Here is a 15288-nt window from a genome sequence, read left to right on the forward strand (position 1 = left end):
CCAGCGCAAATATTTTTGAATAGCGGCGATCAGCGCCTGATGATCGCCACGCCTGCGGGCAGTGTCGCGACACGAAGCCTGGCCATATGCGCAAGGGTTTGCAGCGCTACGTCGGGGGCATCCGTGCGGAACACGCCGCTGACCTTGGGCTGGCCCGACGTATCGGCGAGCGTCAAGGTAAGACCGGGCCGATAACGCGCGACCTCCGCGATGGCGTCGCTGACCGAGCGGCCGTCGATGACGATCAGCCCGCGCCGCCAAGCGGCGATGTTGTCCGCCGTGGCCGGTGTCAGACGTTCGACGTGGCCGCTGCTCGCATAGCGGACCCGGCCGAGCGCGTGGACCAGCAGCCCATCACCGCTCTCGGATGCGGCAACCCGCACTACGCCCTTGGTGACGCCGACCGTTACGTCATCATCGTCCCGGCTGACCTCGAAGGCGGTGCCAACGTCCTGCGTCACGCCGCCCAGGGCCGCGACCCGGAACGGCCGCGCGTCATCGTGCTTCACATCGAACCATGCGCGCCCCCGCAACAGCTTGATGCGGCGTTCGTCGGGCCCGAAGCGGATCGCTATCGCTGCATCGGTGTCGAGCATTGCAGTCGAGCCATCCGGGAGCGCGATGGTCCGGACTTCGCCCGTCACGGCCATCTGATCGGCTTGCAGATGCACGACAGCGTTGGGTGTCGCCAGAACGATCGCGGCAGCAGCGACCGCCGCTGCCAGGGTCCGGCGAGGCGTGATCGCGTGGACCCATGCGGGCCGTGTCGATCGCCGGGGCGGGGGCGGTGTGCTTGCGAACGCGGCTTCTTTGCCTTCGAGGCTTTGCCAAAGAGCGCGCTCGCGATCGAACGCGGCGCGATGTTCCGGCGCTGCCGCCAGCCATGCCTTGAACGCGGACATTTCCTTAGCCTCTATCTCGCCCGAGGCGAGGCGCGCCACCCAATGTTCGGCCTGCTCGGCCAAACGGACATCCAGCGACGGTTTTGTCATCAGCCCCTTTCTTGGCGCGTAGGGTGAATGGCTTGGTCGCCTAAGACGTTTGCCGATGATGCTGCCCTAACCCCCCTTGCAAAATAAATCGCTATCACTCTCCGTCACGCGCTCTTCGTAGGATCGCCAGCGCGCGGCGGACATGCTTTTCGACCGTGGTGACGGAAACCCCTTGGTGGGCCGCGACCTCGCTCTGGCGCAGCCCTTCAAAGCGATGCAGCCGAAAAATGCTCTTCGTCGGTTCAGGCAGTGTGGCGGCCGCCTTAAGCACGCGCGCCAGTTCGATATTCAGGCTGGCCGCCTGCTCCGGGTCGGGCGGCGCAAGTTCACTCCATAAGAGCGCCTGCGCTTCCGCCTGCATCCTGGCGCGGCTCTGTTCGGCGCGGACGTGATCCACCGCCAGGTTGGAAGCGAGCCGGAACAGGAACGATCGCTTGTTGTTAATTGGCGGATCATCCTCGACCCGCTGGACGCGCAGATAGAGGCTTTGCGCGACATCCTCCGCCACCGGCTCGCTACCGACGATCCGGGCGAGCCGGCGCACGAGCATCGGGCGCTCGGCGATCAGCATACGGGACAGGGCAACGGCGTTCGTCGGCATAGCGTGGGCCTTAGCCCAGGTTGCGAATTATTCGCAACAATGACTCGGATGGGCTAAGAAGGGCGTCGCAGCCCTGCAATCCCGCCCGGCGTACTACGCTAATTCCGCAATCCCCCGCCGCTTCCCGCCGTGCCTACGATTTCGAAAATGGCGCGCCCGGAAAGATTCGAACTATTTGCTGGTCGTGAAGATACCTGAGTGAGTTTCGTCCGCTTAGAGGTAGCGCCGATCCGCGACTGAGCGTCCCACTTTGAGGCGGAAAGCCAACCGGCTGGTTTGCGCGACACGAAGGGCGGGGTTCAGCAAGAGCCGCCGCTCACGTTAACAACGCTGAATGTCTTGAGCTGGTCGGCGCCGGCCGGTTAACGCCCCTCCTGCACAAGCCAGTCGACGAACTCCGATAACTTGCCTTGTCGATCGGCATGATCGGGTACGACTGCCACATAGCCGGTGCGTCGAACCTGGATTTGCGGAAGCGGCGTTGCGAGCTTGCCGGCTGCAACATCGATCGCGAGCATCGGGAGCGGGCCAATGCCGATTCCAAGTCCGTCTTCGACCGCCTGCCGGGTGACGAAGAAATGATCGAAGGTCTGCCGCGGATGAGAGGCCAGGTGTGACAGCCCGGCCGCGTCTAACCAGTTGATCCAGTCGTCAGCGCGCGTCTCGCTCGCCAGCAGCGTATGCCCTTCGATGTCGGCAGGAGACCGGATCGGCCGTCGCTCCAACAACGCAGGGCTGGCAATGAGCGTATCAACGTCGTCGAGTATCGGGACGGCGCGGTGGTGCGGCCATGCGTTATCGCGCGATTGCCCGCGCCGTATCGCGACATCGAACCCGCCCCGCAAATCATCGAGCACGGTCGAAACGGTGCTCACAACCACCTCGACATGAGGCTGGTCTATATGGAAGCGATCGAGCCGGGGGATGAGCCAGCGCATCGCGAAGCTGGTCGGCGCGCTGACGCGTAAGATGCGCCGCGCGGTGGGACGCCCGCACGCCTCCGCCGCTCGCGCGACGCGATCAAAGGCATGGCCGACCTCATCTGCGAACATGCTGGCGATCGGCGTTGCCACCATCCGCCGACCATCGCGACGAAACAGCGACTGCCCGAGCCACGCCTCCAGCGTCGCGACATGTCGGCTGACTGCGCCGTGAGTGAGGCCCAGCTCGGTCGCGGCGGCCGAGTAGCTGCCCGTTCGCGCGGCGACCTCGAATACGCGCAAGGCATTGAGAGGCGGAAGCGAACGCATGACATGTGATTAAAGCTGACGGGTATCGTGATCAACCACCGGCTATTCCCAAAAATGGCGCGGGTTTAAAGCCCGACGCCGGAGGTTCGCTTGGATACAGCCCGCACATTGCCAACCCGCCTCGGCCGGGAAACGTTCGACCGCACCAAGTCGCGTAACCTGCTGGCGGCCTGCATCGTCCAGCCTCGACAATATGCCGGCGACTGATCCGTCAGGCTATGCCGGCCTGCAGGACAAGGTCGACTTCCATACCTGGCAGTTGCTCAAGGGCGTGGCGATCTCCACGCTGCTCGGGATCGGCTCGGATTTGCAGTTCAGAGGCAACGGTGGTCTCGTTGAAGCGATCCGACAATCGGCCACGCAGAATGTCTCGCGCGCCGGCGACGCTTTGACCGCCAAGGCTCTAGACATTCAGCCGACCCTGACGATCCGGTCCGGCGCGCCGGTCCGGCTGGTGGTCGACAAGGACCTGATCCTCACACCCTGGCATGGATAGGAGGCCGCATTGGAAAAGATCAAACTACCCAAATTGCCCGAACGGACCCCTTCGAAGCTGACGATCAACGTCATGCCCGACCTGGCCGACGCCCTTGCGGACTACGCGATCTTCTATCGCGCGTCTTACGGTCTGGAGGAGCCCGTCAGCGAGATCATACCGGCCATGCTACGGGCTTTCGTGGACGGTGACCGTAGCTTTCAAAAGGCTCGCAACGGGCTTCGTCAGCGCGACGGGGAGATAGCCAGGTGACACCCGCGCAAAAACGTCGTGGAGACTCGCCTCCGCATGAACGGCTCGCAGTGCGAATTCCTCAAGCTGCTCAACTGATCGGGGTTGGCCGGACCACGCTGTACGAGCTCATCGCCTGCGGCGACCTGGAAACGATCAGGATCGGTCGATCGAGGTTGATCCCAATGGTTGCGCTCCGTGCCCTTATCGAACGTCGGCGCGCTAGCGGTCCACCGTCGTAGTTGAAGATCACGATGTCTGGTCGGACCGATGCAGGTCGGTTGCTGGGACAGACCACATCCGTGAGATGGGCCTGTCTTCCTGGCTATAGGGTCGTCCGCCCTCGTGCGGGTTCGTCCGCCCATTACCAGGCAACGGGTGGAACCTATACGGAACCTATAGTGCAAGCTAGGTTCCAGCGCTTACGCGCCGGATCCATAACCTGCTGCTTTTGTTTGAGAATTTGGTGGACGCACTTGGGCTCGAACCAAGGACCCGCTGATTAAGAGTCAGCCGTTACATCAACGTTTTCAACGGCCTTTCCGACATTTTCACCGTTCGTTGCCTGATACTATATCAATGGCTTACCGGCAATGTCGGAATGGTAAGCTAGCGCAACGTTGGTCAGCTGCTCGCCCCGAATCGAGCGCGAAGCGGAAGGTTGGTTCATGGCTGCTTCAAACCCACGAGCGAGGCCTGCGCGGAAACGGCTGGGAGTCATCCGGCCAGACGGCAAACGGGCAGAGCAGGGCGGGCTGCTCAATTTCTCTCAGGTGGTCATCCTCACTTCCATTCAATGGGGAGAGGTGGAGCGCCTCGAGGGCATGGGGCTCTTTCCTAAGCGAAAGCGGGTCAACCCCGTCCCACTTTGGTCGGCCGATGATATCAACGATTGGCTTGATGATCGAGATCTCAATCCCGTTTGGGTTGGCCGGCCTCAGCTCGATGCGATACTCGCTGGCAGGTACATCGATGAAGCGACACTCGTCTCGCAGGCTCCAGCATTCAGCGGCCAGATCCTTTCCGCGGCGGAACTTGCCGAGCACGCCGTCCCTGTCGATCGCCTCGCGCACTCGACCTCTGGAATATACTTCCTCTGGCGAAGAGGCTCACTGGTCTACATCGGCCAAACTCGCACCGGGTTATCCCGAGTTCTCAGCCACGGGGTCGACAAAGATTACGACAGCTTCAGCTTCGTCCGGTGCTCGACAGAGCAGTTGGATGCGGCAGAGCGCTCGTACATCAATACATTCCTACCAGAGTACAACAAGGACTGGATATCAAGGCAGAGGAGGGCGGCAAAATCCGCCAAAGCACTCGATTAACAGTCGAATGGAAAGTGTGATTTATCAGGCGATTTTTACACTTTTTCTCCGTCTGTTCACCCACGCATATCTGCGCCGTTCCAATACTAGTCTAAATGCCAAAGCCCCAAATCGGGGCTGGTTACGTTCTACACCCGTACCGGCTTCGTGTCATCGAAAACGTCGACTGGCCGCTGGCTCAGGTATCGGTCTGCGGAGCCGATTCGCATGACCCCGATATCCCCAGCCCGGCTCCGCGAGATGGTGGGGGAGGCGACGGCGTTGCCTTGGTGCACCGATCCATTCCAGCCTGATTATCCTGGTGATGGCGTCCCGATAATCGGCCTGCGCTTGGACGGCGACGGAAAGCCTCTTGTGACGCCCACCAATGGGATCGTCGCCGCTGCCTGCCTCCTCCCGACAGAGATCGATGCGCTCGACGCTTCTCGCGCTGAGGCCAACGCTGCCCTCATCGTCGCCGCGGTAAACTCGTTGCCGCGCCTGCTCGACGAGATCGAGGGGCTGAAGACTGAAGCCGAGCTATTCGACGCCGACCACGCTGATCAGAATCGTATGGTTGATCGCATCGCAGACTTGATCGGCATCCCGCACGATCAGGAATTGGATACGACCGCCTTTGAGCTTTGGTTCAGCGCGCAGGCCGGGCGCATCGCCGAGCTGGAACGCGAGCGGGATCGGTTGCAAGCGAAGGTCGACGCTTTCACCAACGGTGAGACGTTTTTGGTTCTGCGGGAGGAAGATCGAGCCAAGGCCGCCGCCGAGTTGTCCGACGCGGACTTAGTGAAGTGGGTGCGGTGGGCGCTCGTATCCTCCGCCCAGCATTTTGAGAGCGATGATAGGTCGGCGATGGAAGTGCTGACGATGCGCAGCGTCATCAATCTGGCGGCGCTGGTTCATGCTTCCAATGCGACAAAGGCCACATTCTCGGTCGATGGCGTAAGCTGGAAGGGTGTGCCGGACGGCGGCGACTGGACCGTCACCATCACCCGGTCAGATGCTCCGCCCGTCGCCCGCGCTGCCCTGGAGCGGCGGTCGTGAGTCTCTACGTCGATGTGCCGTGGACGCCGGCCGTCCTTGATGCCTGCCAAGAGCGATGCGCGATGTTCGGCGATCCGGCCTGCCAAGAGGTCGAGCCTGGATGCAAACCATGCGTCGCCTGCGCCCTCGATGCCGGTTTCGAAATTCCACCCGAAATTGACCCCAACGCTGTTGTGAGGCTGCTGCTATGACCTGCGAATGTATCGATCGCGTCGGCAAGATGCTCGCCGAACGGAAAACTCGTTTCACTCTGCCCATAATGATTGGCGAGGACGCCACGCCGCGCCTGATGATCCGCACCGAGAAGTTGGAAAGCGGCCAGCGCGTTCAACCTGTCGCGATGTTCGCCAGCTTCTGCCCGCTGTGCGGCGTCTCTTATGCGGAGCGTGACAAATGACCGCCCCCACCAAAACCCCCGATCTGCTGCCGACGAGGGAGGATCGCTCTCACTACGTCCGCCAGTGCTATGTGCAAGGACGCTTCTTCACTGTAGCCGGGCAAAAGGCAGTCAACGAAGGTCATTACGACAACGACCCTGAGATGCAGGAGATTGTTCAGCGGCGAATTGCCGAGGAAACCCGGAAGATCAAGGCGGCTAATTACCGTCTCCGCCACAGCCCAGCGCCGGCCAAGGGGGAGGGGCTGAGGGCGGCGCTGACAAAGTGCTTGGCCTTCATCGAGAAGTTTCGAGACAATGGCGTCGAGCTACTCGCCGAAGGTGTTCATGCCGGGCTCCGTAAAGGGACGGATGCCATCGACGCTGGGCAACTCCACAGCGCGATCAGTCGGAGCAGCACGTCTGCATGGGGAGACGCGGTGCAGTTCGCCCATGATCCGTTCTTTTCGATGTGGGGCGGAGATGAAGCGATCCGCGAGGCCCGCGCCGCCCTCGCAACCGCAACCCCGCCCGAGAATAGCGGTGTCCCCGCCGGCATGAAGCCTTGGAACGGCGGCAAAACCTCACCTAGCGACTGGGATGGCGGCCCTGTCTTATTCCGCAGCGGTAAATTGTTCGGAGCACCGGCAGATTATGTCTGGAAACTCGGATGGCAGCACCACTACGGAAGCGGCGATGTGATCGCCTACACCCCGAAACCTTCCGCAACCCCGCCCGAGGCGATCGATGGGGGAGAGGGGTGAGATGCCCCAAACATTTCAGTCTCTGTGTCTTGGCGCAGGAGTAACTCCCGATGAGCAGGATCAGCTTGCTTGGCACCTCGCCCAATATCGGGCGCGTCGGACATACGAGGAGTTGAAAGCATGTCCATTATCCGAGCCGACCGCTGCACATGTCCTGGTGGAGAAGCGGCGCAATATATCTTCGCCGCCACAGGACACATTGCCACGGATTGCCCATTCTACGGCGGAGACCCACGCATGACGCACGCCGAGAAGCGCGAGAGAATCGCAGATGCCCTGATGGACAGCCAGTATCTTGCCGGCGCCAAGGCGGGGTGGAACGCTGCGCAGGACAAAAATCCTGAGGTAGCTTTCGCCTCTTTGTTGGCTAGCCGTGATGGGCACTTAGCCGGTTTCAAGGAGGCCCGCTCATCCCTCCCACCCGCGACCAGCGAGATCGGGGCGGACATGGTGCTGCCCGATATGCCCGACCCCACTGTCTGCTTCGCGGATCACTCTTATCCGGCGTTCAGCCGAAAGCAGATGGAGGAGTATGCCCGCGCCGCAATTCGCTCGCTTGCTGCGGACTACCGGCGCGGGCTGGAAGATGCGGCGAAGGTGGCGGAGAACTGTAACGTCTTTTTTGGCGCGAACGACTCCGCGATTACGGTTGCGACTACCGTTCGCATATCGATCACCGCCGCCATCCGATCGCTCGCCGCATCGCCTTCCGCCCTCTCGGCGGGGGAACCCCACGTCTTCCTCGACTGTGATGGCGTACTGGCGGACTTCGATACCTACGCGGAAGCTTACTTCGGGATGCCGCCAAGGGCCTATGAGGCGAAGGTTGGCTCCGATCGCTTCTGGAAAGAGCTTGAGGCGAAGGGCGACTTCTATCGCAACCTGCCGCTGATGCCGGATGCGAACGCGCTGGTTGATGCCGTGCGGCATCTCAAGCCGACGATCTTAACCGGGTGCCCTCGCGGTAATTGGGCGGAGGCGCAGAAGATCGCATGGGCGCACGAGCATTTCCCTGACATCCCGGTCATCACCTGCCGGAGCGCTGACAAGCGTCTTCACGCCAAGCCCGGCGATGTGCTGATCGACGATTGGCCACAGCACCGGCACCGTTGGATTGAAATGGGCGGCGTCTTCATCAGCCATGCTGATGCGAAGACATCCTTGGCCGCACTGTGGGCGCACTATCCGCAACTCTCGGCGGGGGAGACGGAGCATGGGTGAGATAGCGTCGATCATCGCGACGCTGCGCGCCATGGCATCGAACTATGCGGGCGGTCATCGCTGGGACCATCTCGACGGCGAGGTCGTGACTGCCGCTGCCGATGCCCTGTCCGCAGCCAGTCAGGAACTGGCCGATTTCAAGGCATCGACTGCCTATCGGCATAGCCTGATCGGTCGCACGGAAGCGCGGGCAGAATTGGCCGAACTCCAGTTGGAGGCCGCCTTGCAGCGCGCAGCGACCGCCGAAAGCCGATTGTATTCGTACAGTCAGCATCGCGCCGCGCGCTGGAAACAGATGGCAGATTTCATCCAATCGCGAGCCCCGGATCTATGGCCCGACTATGCCGCCATCTCGGCGAACGGATCAATCTACACCGACAGCGCTTGGATCGAGCCGACATACGAGCGGGCGATGAATGTGCTGCGGCATCGGGCTGAGCGCGCCGAGGAAGAGGCGACCGCCCTTCGCGCCCGCGCATCCGACACCACAGGGGAGGAAGGATGATGGGAATGGAAACTGGCGCCTATCCGGTCGTCGAGATGCCCGGCGTCGATCCGCTCTTCGTTGAGGTGCAGATGCGGCAGAGAATGGCCACTCGATACATGCAGGCCTGCCCTGATCTTGATCGCGACGCTGCCAACGATGCGGCTGATGCAACGTGGTTCACGGAATGGCCCGACGACCCAGAGCCGCGCACTTTCGAGGCGGCGAACCAAGTCGTTGATGATGACCTCTCATATTGGGGCGAAGAATGACCTCCCCATCCCAGATCGCGGAGATCGCGGGGCGGCTGACGAGGGCGCAGCGGCGATTGCTACTTGCGATGCCAAACGACCGGCCGAAGAAATGGCGATCGATCTATAGGCACGCAAAGGTGCACCATTGGACACAACTTCCGTTCCGGCTCGCGCGCCCGATTGGCGGCGGATTCGAGATTCTCACTGACCTGGGGAAAGAGGTGCGACGCCATGTCTGATCCGGCCAATATCGCTCGCGCGCTTTCGCCAGCGGCCCGTGAGCGCATCATGAAGGACGAAGATGGCAATTGTCCCGCAGGGGCGGCTTTTCAGTTCTTGCATCACGATTTGATCATGGATCACCCCACCGATCCCAAAGGCTGGGCATGGTCCCCGCTCGGCGCTGCCGTCCGCGCCCACCTGGAGGCATCAGACAATGACCGAGGCTGAGAAATACACCACGGAGATGTGGCAGCGGCACACCGGCGAGCTCGTTTCGATGATGGTCGGGACTGAGGGGCAACGAAGGGCGTTCATTCATGGCTTCAATGGCGATGCGGTGAAAATCCACCACACCCACCGGGGGCCCTACGAGCGCGGTCGCCATACGGCTGTGCTGCTGGGGTTCCTGCAATGACCGAGGCTGAGAAAGAGGGGGCGGCGGTGGTGAAGCGGCTGCGAAAAGAGGCCCGCAATCAGTGGGTCTGCAATAATGACGAGCGTCGCTACCTTGTCGGCCTTTGCAACGGCATCGATTATGCGGCTGACATGGTTCTTGCTGCCGCCCACCTTCGGGAGGAGACCGAGAATGGGTAACGTTACCGTCTTGCCGCCGCGCAACTGCGATCCTGAGGTCGCACAGATCATGGATGAATTGAGCAAGCTGCAAACGTGGCTGGTCCTTCAGGGGGCGCGGCAGGGTGGGCAGCTCGAAATGTCCGCAGCGGATCTCATCCAGCGCACCCGGTGCCTGATCGTCGAGCGGTGCTTCAATCCTACTGAAGAGACCTCCAATGGATGAGATCGAGCAGAGGGCGAGGGCGCTGCTGGGGGACGTCGGCCGTTTCGAGAGCGGTGGATCGGTGCCATACGATGTCGTGATCAGCGCCATCACCAAGCTCCTCGCCGACATGCCCACCATCTGGGAAGACCCGGCCGGCAAGGGCTATCCGTGCTTCGAGCGACCGATGACGCCGGCTGAGTGTAGGGCGGCTATCGAGGCGGCACGGGCTGCGTCTGACGACTGGCGGCCGATCGAGACGGCGCCGAGCGACGAGTGCGTTACCATCGCGCGCAAGGGGCAATTTGACGGATGGCAAATCGCCATGGCCTAGAAACATCAGCAGATTTGGTATGCGGCCGTCATTCCCATCGCCCGACCCACCCACTGGCGGCCGCTCCCTCCCGCTCCCCAAGCCGATTGCGGGGGTGGGTGGGATGGGTAGGGCGGCCTGAATCCATCTTGTCGTTTGTTCTCATTCTGTTCTACATCGATCGCAGGCGATGATTCGCCGCCAGATAGACCGATGGAGACCACGCATGCAGCGCGACGAGCAGCTGCGCGCCGACGCGCGCGCATATTACAACGACAACCGGCTCTACTCTGACGTGCCGCCGTTCGAGGCAGCGGAGCGCCTGCGGACGCCAACCTATCTGAAGGCCGTCGAGGTGGCGCAGCAGGATCGGCTTGTGATCGAGGAACTCGAGCTCGGCCGGCTGCAGCTTGCGCTGATCTGATGTGGGTGGCCGCATCTATCGGCGGCTGAGCGAGTTGCCGGCGGGCGAAGGCTATGTGTCTGTGCGGTGCCTCAGATGCGACCGGCGAGCGGCCTTTCGCACGGGCGAGCTGGCCTGTTACTTTCGCATCAAACGGTGGGATGACTATTGGTCAGAGCTGCCGAAACGATTCCGCTGCGCGAAAGCCGCAGGATGTGGCGCCGGCCGCCCCGAGGTCTATTATTCCTTCGGCAATGATGCCGCCGAGGTCGTTTTCACCGCACTCCCGTCGCCGGCGCCAAACGGCGTGCCTCAACGGCTCTGGGACAAGGCCCGTGATGAAAGCGAGCGGAAGCGGCTGATCCGTAGGGCTCGGGGATGATTGCCCGACGCTGGACGCGACGACCACGCTCAGACAGGATGACCACATGTGCAACCGTGCAAGAATGCTGGGCGAGCCCGAGACGATCCGAGAGCGATTCGGCGCGAAGTGGCTCGCCGACCGGCCGATGGACAACCGATTCCACCCGCAGGAGCTGGTGCCGTTCGGTCGCGCCTATGTGGTGCGTGAGGATGATCGGGGCCGCGGCGTGGACGTGATGGCATGGGACGTCCTGGGCGGCCAAGCCAAGCGGCCGGCGAAGGTCGGCACGCCACCTCGCCCGCTCGCAATGACGAACGTCCGCCAGCTGAACCTCCCACAGTGGCGCCGCCTGGCTGAAAAACCGGAGAACCGATGCATCATCCCGCTGACCGAGTTCTGTGAGTGGAGCCGGGACAAGGATCCGGAGATGGGGATCAAGGGCGAGATGTGGTTCGCAACCACCGATCAGCCCATCTTCGGCGTCGCAGGGTTCTGGCAGATGATCGGCGATAAGCCGGGTTTCTCGATGGTGACATGCGACGCGAACGAGATGGTAAAGCCGATCCATCCCAAAGCGATGATCACGATCCTTCGCGAGGATGATTGGGATCGCTGGCTGACCGGCTCATACGAGGACGCGGTTGCGCTGCAGCGACCCTACCCCGCCGATCTCATGACGGTGCGCGGGCCCGTGTTTCCGACGAGGACAACAAAATGACCGATGACGAGATCGCCGGGGCGGAAGCGCTACGCGACATGGTGATGGTCGTCATGGACGCCATTTCCCGCGGGCCGTCCACGCAGCTCGCCGGCACCGCGGTCGACGCCCAACTGGCGATCGACGCATTCCATTATGTCGCCGCTGCGATGTTGGAGGCACACCCTGCCACCGCCGCGCCCGGCGGGATGCAGGATGCCGCCCAAGCGCAATCGAAGCGGCTGCTGGCGTTCATGACGCGGTTTCGCGCGGAGTTTGAAAAGACGGGCGAGCACCCTTGGAACATGCTCAATATTCCGCCGGAAAAGCTGCAGTAGGTTGGCGCGGTCGAGGCGTGCTGTCGTGAGCCCAGATTTGGTCGACCGTTACGCAGCCCGCGCCGAAATCTATCTCATCACCGGCGACGACCATCTTGATGATCCTGCCTGGGGTATCGTGCCGATCTGGACCGGCACGGTTCGGCAGGCGATCGCATGGCTGCTGCTGGCGGACGACATATCGCAATATTCGGTGGTGATCGGCGATGACGCCGTATGGGCGAAGGATTTTCTCGCGGCCGATTTGCTCGATCGGGAGATCGAGACCTCCGGGGTTGAATCACGTCCTGAAGGTTGCTCTATGGCAGGTTGGCAAAGTCGCCAGATGAGTCCAGCGGCGACGGGTAAGGATTTCTCGTTTCTCGCGTCGCTAGTGCGTTTAAGGTGGTCTACAGCGATGCAACGAAGTCGGAAGGCGCGTCCGATCAAAGACGGCGGAGATGTGGCATATCCATCCAAGGCCGCCGAGCGGCACGCCTTCAGGTGTTTCATAGCCCTTACCGTATCGATCTTCCTGAACTTCGCATTGGCTATCTTGAACCAACACGGCGTCGGGATGGACACTCAGAAGATTACGATCCTCCAAGCGTTAGTGACAGTCGGCAGCGGATGCCTTCTGTTCGCGAGGCATACGAAATTAAACGCCGTGTCGGCGATCGTCCTGACTGGAATAATCCTTCTTCTAGCGATAACAAATCTTACCGGAACACCAAATATCAAGACGCTTTATGATTGCATGGTGATACCACTCTATGTGGCAGTAGGAGCGTCCGCATTCCATGTCCGACAGCGTTGGATGAACCTACTGTTTTTCTCCGTTCTTATAATAGTTGGGGTCGAATTCTTGGCGCCGACGCTTTATACGTCGCTTGTTAACCCCGGCGCTTATTTCACCGCTACTAGAGAATGGATTGCTGACCAGAGTTCCAATAAGGCCATTCAAGATGGATTATATATTGGTGCGTATCGAGGCGGTGGATCGGTATTTTCGCTCGCAGACCACCGTCTATCGGGCCCTTTTCTAGAACCGCTTTCCCTAGGATACTTCTCGATATTGATGGCCGTTTACTATTCCAGTATATATAGAGGTTCGTTTTTTTACCGAGCAGCGATTGTTGCCCTTTGCGCCTTCTTGGCACTTTTGTCCGACTCGCGCGCTGCATCACTCTTAATCGTTCTAGGCGGGGCTCTCCTTCTGCTAAGGGTCCGTGTCCCAATATTTGTGGCCTGGATTACTCCGGTAACGGCACTGATAGTCGCTTGGCTAATATATTACTACCAGCCACAATTTCTTAGCGGAGACTATTTCTACCGCATCGGACTTACATTCGATGGAATGGATCAAGTAACAATATTCGATCTCCTTACCGGCTCTACGCCGGTTGAGCATATGAACGACAGTGGCTATCTTTATTTGATTCATTGCGTGACGCCTATCGGTCTGTTCCCTCTGGTCTGGTATTGTTGTGGCCTATTTACGCGACGTGCGGGGTCCAACCAAACTATATTCTTTATTATAACGTTATACGCGACTACAACTTTGCTACTAGGCGGAGCATTTTTCTCAATCAAGACGGCTAGTCTGCTAGGCTTCATCGTTGGGATTGCTGGTCTAGGCGCTGAACGCCGACCGCAATCAGTGTTAAACGATCGACCATTGCTGAATAATGGACGACCGATGGGGGAAGCGCATGGAATTTAATCTCATTCCTGACATACGAGAGTACCTTGCCGAAGTCGAGAAACCTTCGCGCCATGCCACTCGAATGCGGATAGGCCTGTCGGCCGCGGGGGCGGCCCTCGGTCTTGGCGTGTTTTTGCTACCGGCTCCGCGTCAGACATATGGCGACATTGCCACCACCAAGGCGTTGAAATGCATCTACACTGAGGCTGACAACACTTGGCGACCGGGCGCGCAGGGACTCGCGGCGTTTTGCGAGAAAAGGAGCTATTCCGAAACGTTGCGGATCCAAGAAGCAGACGAGGCCCGCGGAAGATACGCCCGATCGCGCTGAGATCACGGTATTAAATAACGGGGGCATTGCAATGGCATCTGAGACTATTTTTGACGAATTGCGTCGCAAAAGGCCAGCCGTACCAACAGAAGAGACTGGAAAGCACCTTTTCTTCTTGGATGGGTGGCGCGGGATAGCAATTTTATTCGTTTTAATAGGCCACTTCAGCCCCTATTTCCGCGAACTCGGTGCACTTGGCGTGGATGTATTTTTTGTTTTGAGCGGTCGCCTGATGGCGAAGATCCTTATTATGAACGCCGTGCCGCTACCTCTTTTTTTCGTTCGTCGTATCACCCGAATATTTCCAGCGCTTATTGTTTACGTACTGGCAATAGGAGCCGTCTCCGCGGTAGCGACATACGCGGGGCTGCATCTTAACTCGATTGTAAGTCCTCTTGATATGTTCGCCGCGCTAACGATGTGGATGAATTATAAAATCCTGTTTTTTGGGCCTGCGGGCGCCCTAGGACACACATGGTCGCTAAGCGTGGAGGAGCATTGCTATCTGATTTTGGCTACACTGAGTGCCGTGTTTCATCGTAAGCCAGTAGTGTCGCTATTGATCGCTGCCATTGCAGTGGCCGCAATAATCAATGGAATAGTCCTCGACCCTGGACGCGTTGATGCGACCTTTTGGCGAACTGACGTCATGCTCTCTGGCCTTTTTATGTCTTTCGCCATATTCCTAAACCGTGGCCGTCTTGCAGCCTTCCTACGCGCGTTCGCCATACCTGCGTTCGTCGTAGGCGTTGCCGTTGCGTTTACTCCGCTTTCGACAAGTGTCCAGACGGGGATATCAGCAATCTGCCTCGCAACCGCTGTGAATGGGCTAGAGCTGTCACCGGCTTGGATCAGAAAGGCGTTAAGCTCCAAACCATTAGCTTACATGGGTACGTTAAGTTATTCAGTATACCTGTGGCAGCAGCCGTTTTTCGCCATGCACGAAAAGGTCGGTTCTTTTCTTTTGCTTCCCGGCGTTGCAGTCGCTTCTATAGCAAGTTTCTATTTTATCGAACGTCCATCCCGCGCGTTCCTTAACTCGCTATGGGATCAGCGTCGTTTCCGTCTTAGAGTAACACAGATTTAATTGTGCGGCGCGCCATTCCGACGGAACGCATCGCCGAGT

The 15288-nt window shown here is 60.0% G+C and carries 24 protein-coding genes and 1 pseudogene; 21 read left to right on the plus strand and 4 right to left on the minus strand.

What is annotated here, in order from left to right:
- Positions 1–29 precede the first annotated feature (29 nt).
- The 4 genes and pseudogenes from PBT88_RS07230 to PBT88_RS21155 form a co-directional block, all read right to left on the minus strand.
- On the minus strand, positions 30–965 hold the full coding sequence (locus tag PBT88_RS07230; RefSeq protein ID WP_270078523.1) for a FecR family protein: 936 nt from the start codon (positions 963–965) through the stop codon (positions 30–32).
- A gap of 121 nt (positions 966–1086) precedes the next feature.
- Complete coding sequence (locus PBT88_RS07235; RefSeq protein ID WP_270078524.1) at positions 1087–1563, minus strand: RNA polymerase sigma factor; 477 nt, start codon at positions 1561–1563, stop codon at positions 1087–1089.
- A gap of 392 nt (positions 1564–1955) precedes the next feature.
- Complete coding sequence (locus PBT88_RS07240; protein ID WP_270078525.1) at positions 1956–2645, minus strand: LysR substrate-binding domain-containing protein; 690 nt, start codon at positions 2643–2645, stop codon at positions 1956–1958.
- A 66-nt stretch (positions 2646–2711) separates the two neighbouring features.
- Positions 2712–2843, minus strand: a pseudogene (locus PBT88_RS21155) (LysR family transcriptional regulator); the annotation flags it as partial.
- 193 nt (positions 2844–3036) lie between these two features.
- On the opposite strand from PBT88_RS21155, the gene PBT88_RS07245 reads away from it, so the two are divergent.
- The 21 genes from PBT88_RS07245 to PBT88_RS07345 all read left to right on the plus strand — a co-directional run bounded on the left by PBT88_RS07245 (position 3037) and on the right by PBT88_RS07345 (position 15249).
- On the plus strand, positions 3037–3339 hold the full coding sequence (locus tag PBT88_RS07245; protein ID WP_326521573.1) for a TrbI/VirB10 family protein: 303 nt from the start codon (positions 3037–3039) through the stop codon (positions 3337–3339).
- Positions 3340–3348: 9 nt separating this feature from the next.
- A complete protein-coding gene (locus tag PBT88_RS07250) occupies positions 3349–3591 on the plus strand; it encodes a DUF2274 domain-containing protein (protein ID WP_270078526.1) in 243 nt (80 codons plus the stop codon).
- Positions 3592–3641: 50 nt separating this feature from the next.
- The gene (locus PBT88_RS07255; RefSeq protein WP_270079200.1) at positions 3642–3812 is read left to right on the plus strand and encodes a helix-turn-helix domain-containing protein; all 171 of its coding nucleotides are present in this window, start codon (positions 3642–3644) and stop codon (positions 3810–3812) included.
- 426 nt (positions 3813–4238) lie between these two features.
- Positions 4239–4895, plus strand: coding sequence for a GIY-YIG nuclease family protein (locus PBT88_RS07260; protein ID WP_270078527.1), 657 nt, complete (start codon positions 4239–4241; stop codon positions 4893–4895).
- Between the two features lie 207 nt (positions 4896–5102).
- Positions 5103–5933, plus strand: a complete 831-nt coding sequence (locus PBT88_RS07265) for a hypothetical protein (protein ID WP_270078528.1) — start codon at positions 5103–5105, stop codon at positions 5931–5933.
- Positions 5934–6153: 220 nt separating this feature from the next.
- On the plus strand, positions 6154–6330 hold the full coding sequence (locus PBT88_RS07270; protein ID WP_270078529.1) for a hypothetical protein: 177 nt from the start codon (positions 6154–6156) through the stop codon (positions 6328–6330).
- A complete protein-coding gene (locus PBT88_RS07275) occupies positions 6327–7073 on the plus strand; it encodes a hypothetical protein (RefSeq protein ID WP_270078530.1) in 747 nt (248 codons plus the stop codon). Before PBT88_RS07270 ends, PBT88_RS07275 begins: the two co-directional genes overlap by 4 nt.
- 237 nt (positions 7074–7310) lie before the next feature.
- Positions 7311–8294, plus strand: coding sequence for an HAD family hydrolase (locus PBT88_RS07280; RefSeq protein ID WP_270078531.1), 984 nt, complete (start codon positions 7311–7313; stop codon positions 8292–8294).
- Positions 8287–8799 carry a hypothetical protein gene (locus PBT88_RS07285; protein ID WP_270078532.1) on the plus strand — a complete coding sequence of 171 codons (513 nt, stop codon included), beginning with the start codon at positions 8287–8289 and terminating at the stop codon, positions 8797–8799. The genes PBT88_RS07280 and PBT88_RS07285 overlap by 8 nt, the downstream gene beginning before the upstream one ends.
- A 5-nt stretch (positions 8800–8804) precedes the next feature.
- The gene (locus PBT88_RS07290) at positions 8805–9050 is read left to right on the plus strand and encodes a hypothetical protein (protein ID WP_270078533.1); all 246 of its coding nucleotides are present in this window, start codon (positions 8805–8807) and stop codon (positions 9048–9050) included.
- 213 nt (positions 9051–9263) lie between these two features.
- On the plus strand, positions 9264–9482 hold the full coding sequence (locus tag PBT88_RS07295; protein WP_270078534.1) for a hypothetical protein: 219 nt from the start codon (positions 9264–9266) through the stop codon (positions 9480–9482).
- On the plus strand, positions 9469–9669 hold the full coding sequence (locus PBT88_RS07300) for a hypothetical protein (protein ID WP_270078535.1): 201 nt from the start codon (positions 9469–9471) through the stop codon (positions 9667–9669). Before PBT88_RS07295 ends, PBT88_RS07300 begins: the two co-directional genes overlap by 14 nt.
- Positions 9666–9848: a hypothetical protein gene (locus PBT88_RS07305; RefSeq protein ID WP_270078536.1), complete on the plus strand. Its 183-nt coding sequence runs from the start codon at positions 9666–9668 to the stop codon at positions 9846–9848. The genes PBT88_RS07300 and PBT88_RS07305 overlap by 4 nt, the downstream gene beginning before the upstream one ends.
- Entirely contained in the window at positions 9841–10053 is a 213-nt protein-coding gene (locus PBT88_RS07310; protein WP_270078537.1) for a hypothetical protein, read from the plus strand. The genes PBT88_RS07305 and PBT88_RS07310 overlap by 8 nt, the downstream gene beginning before the upstream one ends.
- Positions 10046–10366, plus strand: coding sequence for a hypothetical protein (locus PBT88_RS07315; protein ID WP_270078538.1), 321 nt, complete (start codon positions 10046–10048; stop codon positions 10364–10366). The genes PBT88_RS07310 and PBT88_RS07315 overlap by 8 nt, the downstream gene beginning before the upstream one ends.
- 205 nt (positions 10367–10571) lie before the next feature.
- Positions 10572–10769, plus strand: coding sequence for a hypothetical protein (locus PBT88_RS07320; protein ID WP_270078539.1), 198 nt, complete (start codon positions 10572–10574; stop codon positions 10767–10769).
- Positions 10770–11176: 407 nt separating this feature from the next.
- Positions 11177–11830 (plus strand): SOS response-associated peptidase family protein, encoded by a 654-nt coding sequence (locus PBT88_RS07325; protein WP_270078540.1) that lies wholly within the window; start codon positions 11177–11179, stop codon positions 11828–11830.
- Positions 11827–12147: a hypothetical protein gene (locus tag PBT88_RS07330; protein ID WP_270078541.1), complete on the plus strand. Its 321-nt coding sequence runs from the start codon at positions 11827–11829 to the stop codon at positions 12145–12147. The genes PBT88_RS07325 and PBT88_RS07330 overlap by 4 nt, the downstream gene beginning before the upstream one ends.
- 25 nt (positions 12148–12172) lie before the next feature.
- On the plus strand, positions 12173–13849 hold the full coding sequence (locus PBT88_RS07335) for a hypothetical protein (RefSeq protein ID WP_270078542.1): 1677 nt from the start codon (positions 12173–12175) through the stop codon (positions 13847–13849).
- Complete coding sequence (locus PBT88_RS07340) at positions 13839–14162, plus strand: hypothetical protein (RefSeq protein WP_270078543.1); 324 nt, start codon at positions 13839–13841, stop codon at positions 14160–14162. Before PBT88_RS07335 ends, PBT88_RS07340 begins: the two co-directional genes overlap by 11 nt.
- A 31-nt stretch (positions 14163–14193) precedes the next feature.
- Positions 14194–15249, plus strand: coding sequence for an acyltransferase family protein (locus tag PBT88_RS07345; RefSeq protein WP_270078544.1), 1056 nt, complete (start codon positions 14194–14196; stop codon positions 15247–15249).
- Positions 15250–15288: the final 39 nt, after the last annotated feature.

The organism is Sphingomonas abietis (assembly GCF_027625475.1).
Taxonomy (GTDB): Bacteria; Pseudomonadota; Alphaproteobacteria; order Sphingomonadales; family Sphingomonadaceae; genus Solisphingomonas; species Solisphingomonas abietis.